The following is a 16690-nucleotide window of genomic DNA, read 5'->3' on the forward strand; positions in this document are numbered from 1 at the left end:
CCGCGCCCGCCCTTCCACCCCCCCCCACCGCCCCCCCCCCCCCCCCCGCCCCCCCCCCCCCCCCCGGCTGCGCCGGCCCCCCCCCCCCCCCCCCCCCCGCCCCCCGCCCCCCCCCCCCCCCCCCCCCCCCCGCTCCTACAGGGCGTGGTGCAGGTGCGTATGCACGACGCCAGGCAGAGCGCGGTCACATCACTTGACAGCGTGCTCCAGGGCTTCGAAGTCTTCCTTCGAAAGCTTCAGCGAAGCGCCCTTCACGTTTTCCTCCAGGTGCTCCGGGTCGCCCGTGCCGGGGATCGGCAGCATGACCTTGGAGCGCTCGAGCAGCCATGCAATGGCGACCTGGCCATTGGTGGCGCCGAGTTTCTGGGCGATCTTCGACAGCACCGAGCCTTCCTTCGCCAGCTCGCCGGCGGCCAGCGGGAACCAGGGGATGAAGCCGATATTGTGCTTGTCGCAGTAATCGAGCACGGCCTCGCTCTGGCGGTTGCCCAGGTTGTAGAGGTTCTGCACGGTCGCGACCTTGAAGAACTTCTGCGCGGCTTCGATCTGCTCGACGTTTACTTCGGACAGGCCGGCGTGGCGGATCAGGCCTTCCTTTTGCATCTGCTTGATCACATCGAACTGCTCATCGGCCGGCACCTTTTCGTCAACCCGGTGCAACTGCCACAGATCAATCCGCTCGACCTTGAGCCGGCGCAGGCTCATGAGCACACCCTGGCGCAGGTATTCCGGGCGGCCCACCGGCGCCCAGATATTGGGGCCATGCCGGGTGAGGCCGGACTTGGTGGCGACCACGAGACCCTTGTACGGGTGCAGGGCCTCGGCAATCAGATCCTCGCTCACATAGGGGCCGTAACTATCTGCCGTATCGATGAAATTCACCCCAACCTCGGGTAATTTCTTAAGTACGGCGAGGGCCTTGTTACGGTCCTTGGGCTCACCCCAGATCCCGTCGCCGGTGATCCGCATGGCGCCGAACCCGAGGCGGTTCACCTCGAGGTCGCCGCCGATCTTGAACGTACCGCTCGCTGCCGCGTTGATGCTTGCCATCGATGGACTCCATGGGTGTGGAAGGAAATCAACTCCATCGACATTGGTACGCGTTGTCTTGTTTAAAGTGGGCGAAAGAACCTTCGATCAGAACGTGACGCGCAGGCCCACGTTGGCCGACCAGCCCTTCAGACCATAGCTGCCCACGTAGTGCTGCCACGTGCCCTCGCCGTACAGCTGCACGTGATCGGTGAGCTGGCTGGTGGCGCCGGCGGCCACCCGGTACGAATTACCCGTATTGCCAGTCTGGAACGTATCGCCCGCATTCCAGGCCTCGCTCGATGCGCTCAGCGTGGGGTTGCCGTTGCTGGTGTGGATGAGATCAAGCCGACCGTACGGGGCCAGCACCGGGTTGGCCGTGCGACCGATCTGGATGCCAAGGCGCGAGGTGCTCTGCACGCTATTGCCCAGGCGGATATCGAGGCCATCCTTGTCGCGGAAATCGCGGAAGTTCAGCTGCTGCACGCGGAACTGGAACTGCGGCTCCACCGTCCAGTCGCCGCCCAGCGGCAGCGGCTTGCCGACCTCCACCGACATGGCCCAGCCCTGTGCGCGCAGACGGCCCACGTCTTCACCGCGCAGATCCGTGCTCACATCGCCCTGGAAGCGCCTGACGCCGAGTACGCCATCCACCCACAGGCCGCTGCCGTGCTGGTAGGTGACCCAGATGCTGCCGCCGTTGGCGAAGTACTTCGCACGGCTGTTGCCATCGGCGGCGCTTGGGGTCACGCGGGTCGTGCCGTGATCCAGTGCCCAACCGGCACGCACCGAGCCCTGGTCGCTATCGACGGCAACGATGCCACCACCCACTTGCAGTGCGTTGATCTGCTGATCGAAGTCGTACCCGTAACGCTGGAACGAAAGGTTGCGCGAATAGTTCAGCTGGCTGCCGATGGCGCGGGCGAACACTTCGCCACCGGCATTCGCACCGTAGGCGCTATCGCGAATTTCGCCCAGGCGCTGGTGCAAACCGTCGCTGAGGGTGTTGCCGTAGTTCTGCAGGGCCATGGGCGCAAGCATGTAGGAAGGCAGCTGCGGCACCACCGCGACGCGATCCACGGGGCCGGGCTCGCCGGGCGGTGCCGGATCGACCGGATCAACGGGATTCACCGGGTCAACGGGATCCACAGGATGGCAATCGTCCTTGCAATCGCTGACATACCGGTTGCCCAAACGGTAATCCCACTGGAAATCGCCGCCGCCGAGTTCACTCTGCGAAGGATCGACCTGGCCGGGGCCGAACGCGTGCAGCGTGTACTGCCACGGGCCGGCGGCAACGTAGTTGCCGGACAGCACGAACGCATCCGCATGCGATGTACCGGCCACCTGGATGAGGGAGATACCTTCGTTGTTATCCACCGCGCCGTTGCGGTTCGTGTCGGTCAGTGCCCCCTCACCCGTGGGGACCACCGAAATAACCGTCTTGCTGGTTGTATCCACGTTGCCGTGGACCAGCAGGCGATCGGTGAACTGTCCCTCGGCGCCGCCCGCGTTCATCAGCGTATTGAACGTCATGCTGCCGCCCGTGCCAGTGACATCACCGTTCACGTTCAGGGTTTTATAGCCGCCGGCGCTGGCGAACGATGTATCACCCTCGAGCCGCAGCGAGGCGACCGTTGCGTCTCCGGTGAGTTGCCAGGCGCCGGTCGCGTCGATGCCCATCGCGACACTGCCCTGGCCGCCGACGTTACCCACCAGGGTGCCCTTGCTGCCGAGGTTGACGTTGGCGCTTGCGAGGTTCGCCGCCGTGATATCTCCCACGACGCTGCTGTTAACGACCCCGATATCCGCGTGCATGCGGGTGCCCACATCAATGGCTACCCCATTGCCACCGATGAGCCGCCCGCCATTGATGACCGAAATGTTGGCCGTCGTATCGGTGGGAATCCCGTAACGCACGGCCACGGCCGCGCCGGTCAGGCCCTGCACCGTGGAGCTATCGACGATGAGGAAGCGGCCCGGATCAGGCACGCTACCGCCACGCGAATCACCGAAAAGCACGGCGCCGTTGGTCCCGCCCGTTACAAAGGTACCGTTCCGCAGCTTTGCGGTGCCACTGTCCACCTCGATACCCGCGCTATTGCTCCCCGTCCCGGCGATCTGCGCACTGGACGCGGTGAGCGTGCCGCCATTGCCGATTGAGGCGCCGCGGCTACCGCCAGAGATAGCCGTACCGATCACCGTGGTACTCGCCGGCCGATCATCGCCCTCGCTGCCACCGTTGCCCGTCACGCCGAGGCCGATGCCCATCTCCGAGCGGATTTCGCCACCCTGGATGGTCGCGACCGATCCATTGGCGACCGACAGCGCAAGATCAAAGTTCGTACCGCCCGTGGTCCGGATGGAAGCATCCGTCGCGTTCAGGGTGGATGTGGTGAGCGTAATGCCCAAGGTACTTGCGCCGGGATTGAGCGTTAGCACGCCGTTCCCACTCACCACCCAGCTTTCCTTCGGATCTACCGCACGGACGATGTACTGCTCACCGGGATTGAGCACGCGAGCATGCGTAGTGAATGCAGGCACGGCCAGCGCAAGGGCAATGGCATGACACAGGACGGCCCGGCGGGCACAAATGGGACGTGAAGTACGCATGGCGGGTATTTCCTTGGACAAGAGGCGCGCGCGACCGCCAGGAAAACCCGGGGGACAGGCGGCAGTGCAATGGGATGCTGGTTATTCCAGCAGCCGCGCCGCCGCGTCGCCATTGGGTGTTGTCCTAAAAGTGCACGCGCACTGGTTCCACGACATTCCTTGTCGCCAGGGGTTGCTTCCCGTACCAGGGTGTCCGGCCCTTGGGTGCGGGCGACGGCTTTGCCGCCTGAAAGCCGATTAACGCTCGCTTTGTGAAACTGGCGTGAAACCCACTTGAGCCAACGCCGAGCGCAGTGCCGTTGTCGCCGCGAGCCATGCCTCGGCATCGCCCGCCAGCGCATTATCAACACCGGTAATAGCGTGCTCCAGGCCCTCCAGCCGCAAGACCAGCGCAGCGCCATGCAGGCGGTGGATCGATAGCCGCGCCGCCGCCACATCGCCCTGCCGCATAGCCGCGACGGCGGCATCCAGGTCGCGCAAGCCCTCTGCACGAAACACGGCGAATACATCATCATCGCGGGCGGGCGGTGCAAGCACATCGCGCAACCGGTCGAGGGAAAGCGGCTTACCCATCACCACGTCGATGCCGCTGTCGTTGCAACGGCGGACATGATCCTCACCCTGGTTAGCGGAGATAGCGACGAACGGCGTACGCGGGCCGCCCGTACGCGCTTCATGCGCACGCAACTCAGCGGCGATGTCGTAACCCTGCATATCCGGCAGCTCGCAATCGAGCAGGACCGCGGCAAAACGACCCGGCTCGAAGGCATCCATCGCGGCCTGGCCGTGATCCGCCGCAAACGTATCAAAGCCGAGGAAGCGGAGCTGGGCTGCGATGATCTGCCGATTCGCCGGGTGGTCTTCCACCAGCAGCACGGTGCCCCCGGTTAGCTGGGTGTCGCTGTCCGGCGAGGGCGCAGCGGCGGGTGCGGCAGGCACCAGGCTCGTCGGCAGTTCCACTCGCACCGAGGTACCTACGCCTTCGTCACTGGTCAGCACAAAGCGGCCACCCAGGTGCATGACGATCTCGCGGCAAATGCCCAAACCAAGCCCCGTGCCGCCCAGCCGGCGCGAACGCGCGCCATGGGCCTGCGCAAACGGGCGAAACAGTTCGCGCTGCCGCTCGCGCGGTATGCCTACGCCGGTGTCGAACACTTCGAGGAACAGGCGGCGAGTGTCATCAGCGCCCACGGACTGCCACATGGCGACACCGACATGGCCCTTCTCCGTGAACTTCACCGCGTTCGAGAGCAGGTTCTCCAGTACCTGGCGCAGCCGCAGCTCATCCAGCAGCAGCCAGGGCATGGGGCCCATGGGAAGATCCAGGCGCATGGCGACACCTTTCTTCTCCGCCTCGGCGGCCTGGGCCTGCATCGCATCCCGGGCCACGGCAAGGGCATCGCAGGAGACCAGATCAGGCGTAAACCCTTCGGTCTCCGTACGGGTGTAATCCAGCGCACTGCGCAGCAGGCCTTGCAGGTTGCGCGAGCTCGATTGCGCAATAGCCATCAGGTCGCGCTGCGCCGGGTCCATGGGGCTGCGCGCCATCAGATCGATGGATGACACCACGGCGTTCACCGCGTTGCGCACCTCATGGCTCATGACGGCCAGCAGCATCGTTTTCTGCTGCTCGCCACGCCGCGAAGCGAGCTGGGCGCGGCGCATCTGCCACAGCGCGAACACCAACACGATGGCCAGCGCGATGCCCAGGCCAATTTCTACGCGGTACACGGAAACGATGTGCGCGACCGTGGGTGCGCGCAGGTACGCGGTTTCGAGCCAACGCTCGATCACCGCCTCGTTCTCATCGACGCTGATGCGGCCGAGGCTTTCATCAATGAGCTGAAGCAGCTCGGGGGAATCCTTATGCACCGCCACGCGCACGGTCACGGGCATCTCGGGCACATCACCGGCCACGCGCAGGCTTAATGCGTAGTCGCGGCGAACGATCGGGTGGTAGGTGACATCCACGCCTACCGCTATATCGGCAATGCCGCTCTCCACGGCGGCCAGCACCTGGTGCACATCGGCCAGCGGCAGGCGGTGCATGGAGGGATGTTCGCGGCGCAGCCAGCTGTCGTACTCGCCACCACCCTTGAAGGCGATGGTGCGCCCATCGAAGTCGGCCAGCGTCGCCTTCGATGGCCCCACCGTGCGGGTGATGATCAGCGTGCGGCCCACGTAGAACGGCCGCGACAACAGCGCGTCGTTGCCCAGATCGCTGACCAGCCGGTCGGTGAGCGAGGGCAGCAGATCAACACGACGCTCGCGGAATGCCTTTACCGACTCTTCCCATGAGCCGGTATGCACCACCACGAAACGCAGGCCCGTCTTCTCCTGCGCCAGGGCCAGGTACTGGGTGACGAGCGGATTGGAGGTGGCCCCGCCAATGCGGCCACCCTGCTGGTCATCGATGGCGATGCGCACCACCGGGTGCGCCGCCACCCACTGCTTAAGCGCCGCCGCATCGCTCGCGGCAAGCGCAGGGCACGCGAACCACGCCAGGCATGCCAGGGCCACGGCTATGAACCACCGCCTCACTCTTGCGCACCGCCCACGGCGACCACATGCTCGCGCATGTTGAACAACTGCACATCGCTTTCGATGCCGAGCTTGCGATAGGCCGAGGATTTCTGGGCGCTGATCGTCTTCAGGCTGCGCCCGAACTTGGAGGCGATCTGGGTCACCGTCATGCCATCGAGCAGGCAGCGGATCACGTCGGTTTCCTTCGGCGAGAGTTTTGGCGTATCGCCGGTCTCCAACGCGCTCTCCAGGCCCGGCGGCACGTAGACACGATCGGTCATCGCCGCATCGATCGCACGCACCACTTCATCCGGGTCCTGGCTCTTGGCCACGAAACCATGTGCGCCCGCGGCGAGGATGCGCCTGACCAGCGGCGCATCTTCGTACGCCGATACGACCACCAGCTTCATGCGTGGGAACGCCGCGCGCAACGAACGCACGAGGCTGAGGCCATCCGGATCATCGGCGGCAAGGGAGTAATCGATCAACGCCACATCCGCCGGCATATGGGCCAGCAGCGAGCGAAAATGCTGGCTGTTGGGCGAGCTGCCGACCACGACAAGCGATGGGTAGGTCTTCAGGTGCGCGACCAGCCCTTTCAGGACGAGTGCGTGGTCGTCCAGCAAGGCCACGCGCACAGACCCTATATAGGTTCGCGAGGACATTAGTGGACCGGATCTCTGTAACTAGACATATGCCTGACCACCCAGGGGTTGGCGGCCGGAACCTTATCGCGGGCCCCAGCGCTTGTAAACGCCGTTTCCATGGGTGGCGGCGCAGCGGGATGGCCTTCCGTTCAGGCCCGCACCATCGGCCATTCGTTGGACCCCGTAAGCCATACAGAGAACTACCGGCCGCATTGCTACGCTTTGGCCGCCCGGGTTTCCGGGCTTCTCATAGCCAGGCCAGGGGTGAACGCGAGGATGGATACCGAAAGCCGCCAAGCGGGCGATGATGCCGCGCACGAACCGGGGAGCGCCGCGCGCCCCTATACGGCGCCTGCGGCCTTTGTTCCGCACTCACTAGATACGGTACGCCTGGGCATCGTAGGCCTGGGTTACGTGGGCCTGCCGCTCGCCGTGGAATTCGGCAAGAAATACGCAACCCTAGGATTCGACATCAATTCCCGACGCATCACCGAGCTGCGCTCGGGCCACGATGCCACCCTGGAAGTGGATGCGCATGAACTTGCCGGTGCGCAACGCCTGCGCTTTTCATCCGGTATGCATGACCTGGCCGAGTGCGATGTGTACATCGTGACGGTGCCTACACCGATCGACGATGCACGCCGACCCGATCTCACACCACTGATCCGCGCGAGTGAGACTTTGGGCAAAGTTCTCAAACACGGCGATGTCGTCATTTACGAATCGACCGTGTATCCGGGCTGCACCGAAGAGGTTTGCGTGCCCATTCTTGAACGCGAATCAGGTCTCACTTTTAATCAGGATTTCTTCGCCGGCTATAGCCCCGAGCGAATCAATCCGGGCGATAAAACGCATCGCGTTACGGGAATTCTCAAAGTTACCTCCGGATCGACCCCTGAAGCGGCCGATTTTGTGGATGCCTTGTACCGCTCGGTGATTACCGCCGGAACGCACCGTGCCAGTTCGTTAAAAGTGGCAGAAGCCGCCAAAGTGATCGAAAACACGCAGCGTGACCTGAATATCGCGCTGGTGAATGACCTGGCCATCCTGTTCAACAAGCTGGGCATCGATACGCTCGAAGTCCTCGAGGCCGCTGGCACCAAATGGAACTTCCTGCCGTTCCGGCCCGGCCTGGTCGGCGGGCATTGCATCAGCGTCGATCCGTATTACCTGACACATAAGGCCCAGCAGGTAGGCCACCACCCGGATGTGATCCTGGCGGGGCGCCGTACCAACGACAGCATGGGCCCGTATATCGCCAGCGAGCTGGTACGGCTGATGGTGCGCAAGGGCATCAACCCGGTATGCGCTCGTGTGCTGATGCTCGGCCTGGCCTTCAAGGAAAACTGCCCCGATCTGCGCAACACCCGCGTGGTCGATATCGTCGCCGCCCTGCACGCCTACGGCGTAACGGTAGATGTGCACGACCCCTGGGTGCGCGCCGATGAGGCCATCCATGAATACGGCATTGCCCCGGTGGAGTCACCGCGCCCCGGCACCTACGACGCCATCGTCGTGGCCGTGGGGCACCGCGAGTTCACCGCGATGGGCGCCGAAGGCATCCGCGCCTTCGGGAAGCCGGCATCGGTGGTTTACGACGTGAAATACGTGCTGCCCCGCGATGCCGTGGATGGCCGGCTGTAACCGACGATCTTGAGAGGGCGCGCCACAGCGCCCCGGGCACCAAGAAGAAGAAACGCTGGACCCTACTTACCCGGGAGAACGTACCGTGATCCTCGATTACCTTGACGGGTCGGTACCTGCCGACCATCAGGCCGATCTCTGCGTCATTGGCGCGGGGCCGGCCGGCATCGCCATTGCGCGCGCTTTCCTCGGCACCTCGGTGCGTGTGTGCCTGGTCGAAAGCGGTGGGCTGGCCGGTGAAGACCGTAGCCAGGCCCTATGCGAAGGCACCGCCGACGGCGGCGCCCCGTTCGATATGGCCCACTCGCGCATGCGCGTGTTTGGTGGCAGTTGCACCCTCTGGGGTGGCGGCTGCATTCCGTTAGCGGATACGGATCTTGAGCCGCGCGACTGGGTACCGGATAGCGGCTGGCCGCTGCGTTATGCCGACCTCGCACCGTGGTACGCCAAGGCGCGCGATTTCTGCCAGATCGACCCCGTGCACAGCTTCGGCCCAGGCCAATTCGATGGCCCAACCCAGCGCAAGCCGCTGGACCTGGATCCCGAGGGCCTGGTCAACCTGCTGTTCGCGCGCAGCCCCATTCTGTTTGGGGACGCCTACCGCGACGAGATGCGCGCTGCACCGAACATTACCGTGCTGCTGCACGCCAACCTCATGGAACTGGAAGCCAACGCGGCCGGTACCAGCGTGGTGCGCGCGCGACTGGGTACCCTCGCCGGCCGTCGCGGGCAGGTTCGCGCCCGGCATTTCGTGCTGGCGGCTGGCGGTATCGAAAACGCGCGCCTGCTGTTGCTATCCGACAGCGTGGCGCCGTGCGGGCTAGGCAATGATCGCGATCTCGTTGGCCGGTACTTCATGGATCACCCCCGCGGCACCATCGGCAATGTGCACTCGACCACGCCCGACCGCCTGACCCGCCCGTATGAACGTGCGATCGGCAAGGTGCGCCTGCCGGTCGCCTCCGAGATCGGCATGGCCCATCCCGCCCAACAGCGGCACCGCGTGCTGAACGGACGCGTGCATCCTTTTGCGGTGGAAGGGGCGGTGCCGCAAGGCATCCGCGCCTTGCGCAATGTGCGTGCCGCACTGCGCCCACCCAGCCGCGACGAAGCGACCCTGCTGGAAGCACGCCTTTCTGCCGCCATGGCCAATGGCCCCACCGCCGCGGCCGTGGCCGTACCACCCAACCTGGCGTTGAGCGCGGTGAGCCTTGGCCTGCACATCGGCGATGTGCTGCGCGCGGTGGCGCAGAAAGTATCGGACAAGCCCACCGTGCGCAGCGAGCGCGTCGAGCTGGTCGGTTTCTTCGAGCAGGCGCCCAACCGGGATTCCCGGGTGACCCTGGGCGAAAGCCGCGATGCGCTGGGCCTGCGCCGGGTCAACATCGATTGGCGGCTTACCGAACTGGACCGCTATACCTACCGCACCCTCACCTCGCTGGCGGGCAAGCCCCTGGCGGCGGCTTGCGGGGGCACGTTCGAAGCCGCCCCCTGGGCCGTGGATGACAGCGCGACGCCGGAAGTGTTCGGCACCGCCCACCACATGGGCACCACGCGCATGTCGACCGATCCGGCCACCGGTGTCGTGGATACGGACGGCACGGTGCATGGCGTGCATAATCTGCACGTGGCCGGCAGTTCGGTGTTCCCGACCAGCGGCTGGGCGTTTCCGACCTTTACCATTGTCGCGCTGAGCCTCAGGTTGGCTGAGCACCTCCGTGTGCTGCTGGCCGCCTGCGAAGGCAGCGGCATGACCTGACGGATGGCGGCATGGTGGTAAGAGCGAAGCAGGATTTCGTCGACCGGTTTGAAGGGGCGATCCGCGAGATCGGGTTCGGGGCATTCAACGCCCGCCAGGCCGCCGTGCTGGTGTTCGATGCCAACCGCTACTCCGATACCGAAGCGGAGGCTGCGGCGCTACTCGATGCACGCGAACGCACGCGTGCCGCGCGCTTTCAGTTCCCGAGCGACCGCACCACCTACACCGTGGCGCACGCCGCCTGGCGTGTCGTTATCGGCTTTTGCCTGGGCATGCCGGCAAAGAAGGTGCCACTGAGCTTCACCCCGGAAGGCCAGCCGCGCCTGTACGGCTATGCGCTCAGCACCAGCCTGAGCCACAGCCGCAGCATGGTCGCCATCGCCGTGTGCACCGCGGAGACGATCGGCGTCGATATCGAGGCGGTGCCGCTGAAGGTGAACCTGCAGGAACTGATGCCGACCTTCTGCACCCCGCAGGAGATGACGGCGATCGGCGAGCTTCCTTCGTACGATCATGCCCACGAGTTATTGCGCCTGTGGACGCGCAAGGAAGCCCTGCTCAAGGCGTTTGGCGTGGGCCTGCTCACCGACCCTGCGAAAACACCGGCGCCTTGCCATGAAATGCTTTGGCCACCCGAAGGCTGCGGACACTACCCCGCATGCCACGTACGCAATATCGAAACCGGCGAACTCTGGCTCGGCGCACTGGCGACGCCCGGCGTGGTGAACGACATGGTGTTGCACACCTTGTGATACACGGGTGTTACAACCATTCGGCCTAGCCATCGCACGACCGTAAGTGGAATCGACACCCCTGCCCTGCGCGCCTAGCCTTCAGCGCATCGGCACGCTGCTGCTGCGTGCGCCTGGGGGGATACCTGATGCTTCGCCTGTTCCGACAGCCGATCGTTCGTTGGCTCACATTGCTCGGCGTGGTGGAGTTGCTGTTGCTGGCCACCTCGCTGAACCTCGCGACATGGATTCGTTTCGCGCCTTCCCCGGAAGATCTGCAAGCCTCCAGCCAGACGGTGATCGCCCGCGCGGTGATGTTCGCCGTGGTGATCTTCCTCGGCATGGCGGCGCTGGGCGAATACCGCGGCAACCTGCGCATGAGCTGGCGTGGCCAGCTCGCGCGGCACGCCATTGCTTTCATCCTGGGCGGCTTGGCACTCATCGTCGGGTACTACGTGATTCCGCAGGCGTACGTCGGCCGCGGCGTGCTGGGCATGGCCCTGGTGTTCGGTTTCGTCACGACGGCCGCCTTCCGCGGCCTGTTCATGCGCCTGGTGGAAATGGACGCGTTGAAGCGTCGTGTGCTGGTGCTCGGCGCCGGTGAACGTGCCGCGCAGATCCATAACCGCATGCGCCGCCGCTCGGATCGGCGTGGTTTCTTCCTGGTCGGTTACGTACCGGGCCCGAACGATGTGGCACGCGTGCCCGACCATCTTTTGATTCCGCGCGATGTATCGCTCTCCGCACTCGCCCAACGCGAACGCATCAGCGAGATCGTGGTGGGCGTGGATGATCGCCGCGGCTCGTTGCCGATGGACGAGCTGCTTGCCTGCCGCCAGCTGGGCGTACAGATCACCGACCTCACCACGTTCGTGGAGCGCGAGGCCGGCCGTGTGCAGCTGACCATGCTGGATCCGTCGTGGCTGGTGTTCTCCGGCGGCTTCAACGCCACGCCCATCGCCCTGTTCGCCAAGCGCGCGTTCGATATCGTGGCGTCGCTAGCCATCGCCCTGCTCTGCTGGCCCTTGATGTTGGGCGTGGCGCTATGCATCCGCATGGAATCCGGCCGCGGGCAGCCGATCTTTTACCGCCAGGAGCGCGTCGGTGAGCAAGGCCGCACGTTCTGGCTGTACAAGTTCCGCAGCATGCGCACCGATGCCGAGATGGATGGCGTGGCGCGCTGGGCCAAGGCCAACGACGATCGCGTGACCCGCGTGGGCAAGATCTGCCGCAAGCTGCGTTTCGATGAGCTGCCGCAGCTGTGGAACGTGGTTCGCGGCGATATGAGCATCGTGGGCCCGCGCCCCGAGCGTCCCCAGTTCGTCTCCGACCTGGAAGGCAAGATCCGCTATTACAACCTGCGCCACAGCATCAAGCCGGGCCTGGCCGGATGGGCGCAGCTTTGCTATTCGTATGGTGCATCGGAAGAGGATGCCGCCGAGAAGCTCAAGTACGACCTGTTCTACGTGAAGAACCACAGCCTGTTCCTCGACCTGGTGATCCTGATCGAGACGGTTGAAGTGGTGATCTTCGGCCGTGGCGCGCGTTGATCAACGCGGCGCGTGCGATGAGTGGACGTGCAACGTCCTGAGCGGCGAGCTGTACCAGTCCACCACGGAACCGCCTTCTAGCCGCACCCAGGAAGGGCCGTATTCCATGCGGTCCGGGCTACGCAGGGTGGGCTCGCCTTCCAGCGCCACCACCTCGTCATCCTTCATGCCCAGGCTGATCACGCCCGTTTCGGCCGTGGGCGCATCCGCCTCGGCCGCGACGATGGGAAGCCCTTCCACCGCCGGATCCACCCGATCCGGATCCGGAATAAACATCCATGCGGCCGCGCCCACGATCGCGATCACAGCGAACCAGGCCAAGCCCTTTGTCGGGGCGCGCCGTGCGCGCGATGGGGCCTGCGATGAGGCCTGCGGTGGCGCCTCGACGGCATCGGCTTCGACGCGCGGCGGCTCTGCCGCACGCGGCACAAACACCACGATGTTGCTGGCCGCCTCAACGCTCGCCTTCACCGGCGCCGCACCAGGCAACCGCCCATGCTGCCGATGGAACTCCATGGCCGCCGAATACTGCGCCATCAACCGCTGCAACCGCCGCGCCGCCAGGGCATCCGCACGCGGCCCACGCGTACGCCGGTCCGGGTGCCATTGCGATACATGCCGGCGGTACGCCTGCTTGAAATCCGCCAACGAGCAATCCGGCTGCAGGCGCAGCTTGCCATACAGGTCGAGGAAGTCGGTTTCGTCTGCCACGATCGCAGTTCCCCACGGAAGGCGCGTTCCCGGTATACCCAACACGCCGCAGCGTGCAGCGTGGCCCACCTATCGCCTCGTGACAAGTACAACTTTTGGAGGGTTTGCATGCGCTTGCTGTTTTCTATCGCCGTTACTGCCGCACTGGGCCTGAGCGGCCCGGGCGCCATGGCCACCGAGCCCGGCCCCTCGCTGGGGGCGCATGTGTTCCTGGGCCAGGGTGAGGGGCTGGGCAGCGACCCGGCGGTGACGCCGCCGATGGATACGGCGGCTAACGGGAGTGTGCTGATCGCGTTTAACGCGGGCTATGCCGGCAACGACGGTTCGCTGAAGGACACCTATGGAAACCGCTGGAAATCGCTCGGGCGTGCGATGACCTACGCCAACTACGGCGATCGGTTCGATGTAAAAGCGTATGTCGTGCTGGCCGCAAAAGGCGGCCCCGGCCATCAGGTCTCCATTGCCAAGCCGGAGCAGCCCAAGGGCGAGCTCTCCCTGCCCTTTATCGAGGTACGCAACGCCACCCGGGTACAGGCCTTCGCTCAGAACTACGCCGACCCCGCCCTGGAAGTGGCGAGCAAGGAGATCACCGTGGACGGCCCCGCCACGTTGCTTGCCTTCTGGTGGGGCGACGGCGGCGTAAAGCGCATGACGGCCACGCCTGGCGACGGGTTCACCCTGATCGATAGCTTCCTGCAGCTGCCCGATGAGAGTGGTGTGCAGGGAGCCGTCGCGTGGCGGCAGGTCGACAAGGCCGGCACCTACCAGGTGCACTGGACAGCGGCACCTGTTCAGGGGGCCGCGCTGTGGATCATCGCGATCCGCTAGGGGGAAATGATCGATTTCGGACGCGCTGACCGGAACCGGACAGTGCGAACCGAGGCGTGACGCGGGTTGCGGCGGCATAGCGAATTTCGGCATGAAAATGGTGTCCGGAAACGGACGGTCGCGCCTACAACGAAGGGTATATTTTATAATTATATCCTAGAGTTATATTGGTTTCGCGATACCCCCGGGTCAGCCTGGCGAGTACGGAACGCGTCAAGCCCACGGATGATCTGAGCAACGGAAGCCGACATGAAGTGCGCAGCGGATGGTCTGCGCCCAGGACGGCCCGGGCGGTGTCTGCCTACCCCTCCAGGAGAGTGACATGAAAGGGAAGTCGATCAAGGCGCGCTGCCGTGGCTTTGCCCATGGCCATGCGAATGGTGCTCCGCGCAAGCTCTATCCTGCCCGCCTCGCCAAGCGTCATCGGCGCACCGCCGCGATCAACGCCGCCCTTACCTATGAGGCGGCGGTCAAGCCCATCGCCCCACCCATCGAGGATCTGCCCGATGGCGTGCCACACGATAACCTCGTTCTTGCCAGCGCTTGGGACGACGACAGCATTACGGTCGAGATCGGGCCCTTGAACTCCCCCCCGCCCGGGTTGCCCGACTTCCTTGGCCTGGAGACGATCTACATCTTTGTAGGTGGTGTACCGGTCGTTCCGCCCGTGGAGGTCCGGCCATCAGATCCTGGCGATCCGTTTTCACCGGTGACGCCTGACGTCGCGATTTTTAGCGTCCCCAGGGACATGTTGGGCCCCCGTGGTGATTATCGCGTTCAGGAGTTGAAATATCAGGTGCACTACACCGGCGGCATCGACGAGGGTCCTTCCCAACGCATAGCTGCGGACAACGTTGGCCCGGCACCGAATTCATCCTTCGCTGGGCAATTGGTGTTCTCCGACGACATCATGGAGAACGGCATCACTCCGGACTCCTTCATTGAGGAAGACGGTGTCGAATACATCGAAGCACGTGTCCCAGGGTGGACCGGGCAGAAAGCCGGCGACATCATCAAGGGCTTTATCGCAGGCGTCCCGGATCCCTACGAGGACGACATCGGTCGTGTCGACTACGATCACACGGGCACGGTCACCGTTCGCTTTACTCGCCGTTTCGTCGAGCTTTTCGGCGACAGCGTCCTTGACTTCCAGTACAGAATTGTTGCCCGTGAAGCCCTGGAATCGGCGCTTTCCTACCCAACAAGGGTAAGCGTGCTGCTGAGGGACGTCATCGGCGATCTGCTAGAGCCAACCGTCGATGCCTACGACAATGACACAGGCTACCAGTTAGTCGACGAACAAGACGCCCGAACGTCGCTCGAGGTGGGGGTTCCCCCCAATGACAAGATCAAGGCTGGCTACCTTGTTCAAGTGCACTGGGGATCATCTAACACCGTACGCGTGCCGATCGATGATCCCGACGATATCCGAGTGGTGGTGCCATATCGCGCCATCCTCGACGATTGGCTTGCAAACGCCCCCGATGGTGGCGATGCCGAGGTGGATATCGATGTTGGCTACACCATCTACAAGGACACCCAGGCGGTCGGGAAATCACCCACGCACGCGGTAGTCGTCAACTTGCACGTGGCTGGCGGCGGTGACCCGGATCCTGGCACGGAGCCCAACGATAACCTCGCTGCACCCGTGGTATGGCCAGACAGTGGTGAGGGTAATCAGGATCGCATTCCGATCGGTGACGCGGACCAGGACGCGACCGTTCGGATCGCAAAACTCGGCGTGGACGATGGCGAATTGGTGTTCGCCGCAGGCGATCGAATTTTCGTCCATTACGAGGATGACGTACTTCCGGTCTACGCCGTGACGGCCGCTGACCTCGCCACCCCGGACGAACCCCTGACCATCAACCTGCCCAACGCTATCATCTTTACGAACGGCGCGGGCGATAAAGCCGTGTCGTATTGGGTCGAGCGGGATCTTGCCAGTGGCGGAACGAATATCTCGAAATCACCGATCAAGACGATCGTCGTCGAAACACGGGAGGCGCTACCGGGCAAGGGCACGCTGGCAGCGGCGCTGCTCCCGGAAATGGTCGGCGTTCTGATCGGCCTTGATGCCATGCTCGATGGCACGCCGATTGCCATCCCGGCCTACGAGATCTTCGATCCCAACGATCAGATCATCGTTTACGCAGCGGTCTATCCCGGCCAGGCGCATGCCGATGGAGAGATTCCGGTGCCCGGGTTCGGCGCGGAGGATGGCGATGCCGACCAGGCGAATCGTTTCACGGTGCCTGTGCCGCTTGTGGTTAACCCGCCCGATACCGGCGAAGTGGCAGAACCAGGTGGCCCAGGCACCAGGCCGACGCGTCCGCCAATCCCCGTGCGGCATATGCTCATCCGCATGAATGCCGATCGCTTCCCGGGGTTGGGTAGCCGGAACGTGTACCACATGCACCTCCGGTACGAGATTACTAACGCCGTTGGCACGGTGGTTTCGAAGGTGACCCCGATCCTGCTGGATCCACGCGGCACGCTTCCTCCCGCCACGCTAGAGACGAGTGCGATCACGATGGGTACGCTCGCGGCGCTCCTTCGCGGCGCCATGGGTAATATTCGCGACCTACTCGCGACTGTTGACAAGCTATTGCATTGACAGACATGCCAACGCGATGGCAAGCAAACTGATAGGGA

Annotated in this window: 11 protein-coding genes; 6 read left to right on the forward strand and 5 right to left on the reverse strand. The window is 64.3% G+C overall.

Annotation, left to right across the window (positions count from 1 at the left end; all coding sequences use genetic code 11):
• Window positions 1–189: 189 nt before the first annotated feature.
• The 4 genes from ABIE56_RS22035 to ABIE56_RS22050 all read right to left on the reverse strand — a co-directional run bounded on the left by ABIE56_RS22035 (window position 190) and on the right by ABIE56_RS22050 (window position 6797).
• A complete protein-coding gene (locus ABIE56_RS22035; protein WP_429245957.1) occupies window positions 190–1050 on the reverse strand; it encodes an aldo/keto reductase in 861 nt (286 codons plus the stop codon).
• 87 nt (window positions 1051–1137) lie between these two features.
• Window positions 1138–3642: an autotransporter outer membrane beta-barrel domain-containing protein gene (locus tag ABIE56_RS22040; RefSeq protein ID WP_429245958.1), complete on the reverse strand. Its 2505-nt coding sequence runs from the start codon at window positions 3640–3642 to the stop codon at window positions 1138–1140.
• A 237-nt stretch (window positions 3643–3879) separates the two neighbouring features.
• On the reverse strand, window positions 3880–6162 hold the full coding sequence (locus ABIE56_RS22045) for an ATP-binding protein (protein WP_429245959.1): 2283 nt from the start codon (window positions 6160–6162) through the stop codon (window positions 3880–3882).
• Between the two features lie 17 nt (window positions 6163–6179).
• Complete coding sequence (locus ABIE56_RS22050; RefSeq protein ID WP_429245960.1) at window positions 6180–6797, reverse strand: response regulator; 618 nt, start codon at window positions 6795–6797, stop codon at window positions 6180–6182.
• Between the two features lie 291 nt (window positions 6798–7088).
• On the opposite strand from ABIE56_RS22050, the gene tviB reads away from it, so the two are divergent.
• The 4 genes from tviB to ABIE56_RS22070 all read left to right on the forward strand — a co-directional run bounded on the left by tviB (window position 7089) and on the right by ABIE56_RS22070 (window position 12496).
• Window positions 7089–8456, forward strand: a complete 1368-nt coding sequence (gene tviB / locus ABIE56_RS22055) for a Vi polysaccharide biosynthesis UDP-N-acetylglucosamine C-6 dehydrogenase TviB (protein ID WP_429245961.1) — start codon at window positions 7089–7091, stop codon at window positions 8454–8456.
• An 85-nt stretch (window positions 8457–8541) separates the two neighbouring features.
• Window positions 8542–10215 carry a GMC oxidoreductase gene (locus ABIE56_RS22060; RefSeq protein WP_429245962.1) on the forward strand — a complete coding sequence of 558 codons (1674 nt, stop codon included), beginning with the start codon at window positions 8542–8544 and terminating at the stop codon, window positions 10213–10215.
• Between the two features lie 11 nt (window positions 10216–10226).
• The gene (locus ABIE56_RS22065) at window positions 10227–10967 is read left to right on the forward strand and encodes a 4'-phosphopantetheinyl transferase family protein (protein ID WP_429245963.1); all 741 of its coding nucleotides are present in this window, start codon (window positions 10227–10229) and stop codon (window positions 10965–10967) included.
• A gap of 128 nt (window positions 10968–11095) precedes the next feature.
• The gene (locus ABIE56_RS22070; protein WP_429245964.1) at window positions 11096–12496 is read left to right on the forward strand and encodes a TIGR03013 family XrtA/PEP-CTERM system glycosyltransferase; all 1401 of its coding nucleotides are present in this window, start codon (window positions 11096–11098) and stop codon (window positions 12494–12496) included.
• Here ABIE56_RS22070 and ABIE56_RS22075 read toward each other — a convergent pair whose 3' ends face one another.
• Window positions 12497–13207: a J domain-containing protein gene (locus tag ABIE56_RS22075; protein ID WP_429245965.1), complete on the reverse strand. Its 711-nt coding sequence runs from the start codon at window positions 13205–13207 to the stop codon at window positions 12497–12499. It abuts the gene before it with no gap.
• A 108-nt stretch (window positions 13208–13315) separates the two neighbouring features.
• Here ABIE56_RS22075 and ABIE56_RS22080 point away from each other — a divergent pair, with 108 nt between their 5' ends.
• Together ABIE56_RS22080 and ABIE56_RS22085 are read left to right on the forward strand one after the other, a co-directional pair.
• Complete coding sequence (locus ABIE56_RS22080; protein WP_429245966.1) at window positions 13316–14035, forward strand: hypothetical protein; 720 nt, start codon at window positions 13316–13318, stop codon at window positions 14033–14035.
• A gap of 322 nt (window positions 14036–14357) precedes the next feature.
• A complete protein-coding gene (locus ABIE56_RS22085; protein WP_429245967.1) occupies window positions 14358–16652 on the forward strand; it encodes a hypothetical protein in 2295 nt (764 codons plus the stop codon).
• Window positions 16653–16690 lie beyond the last annotated feature (38 nt).

The organism is Luteibacter sp. 621 (genome assembly GCF_050435445.1).
Taxonomy (GTDB): Bacteria; Pseudomonadota; Gammaproteobacteria; order Xanthomonadales; family Rhodanobacteraceae; genus Luteibacter.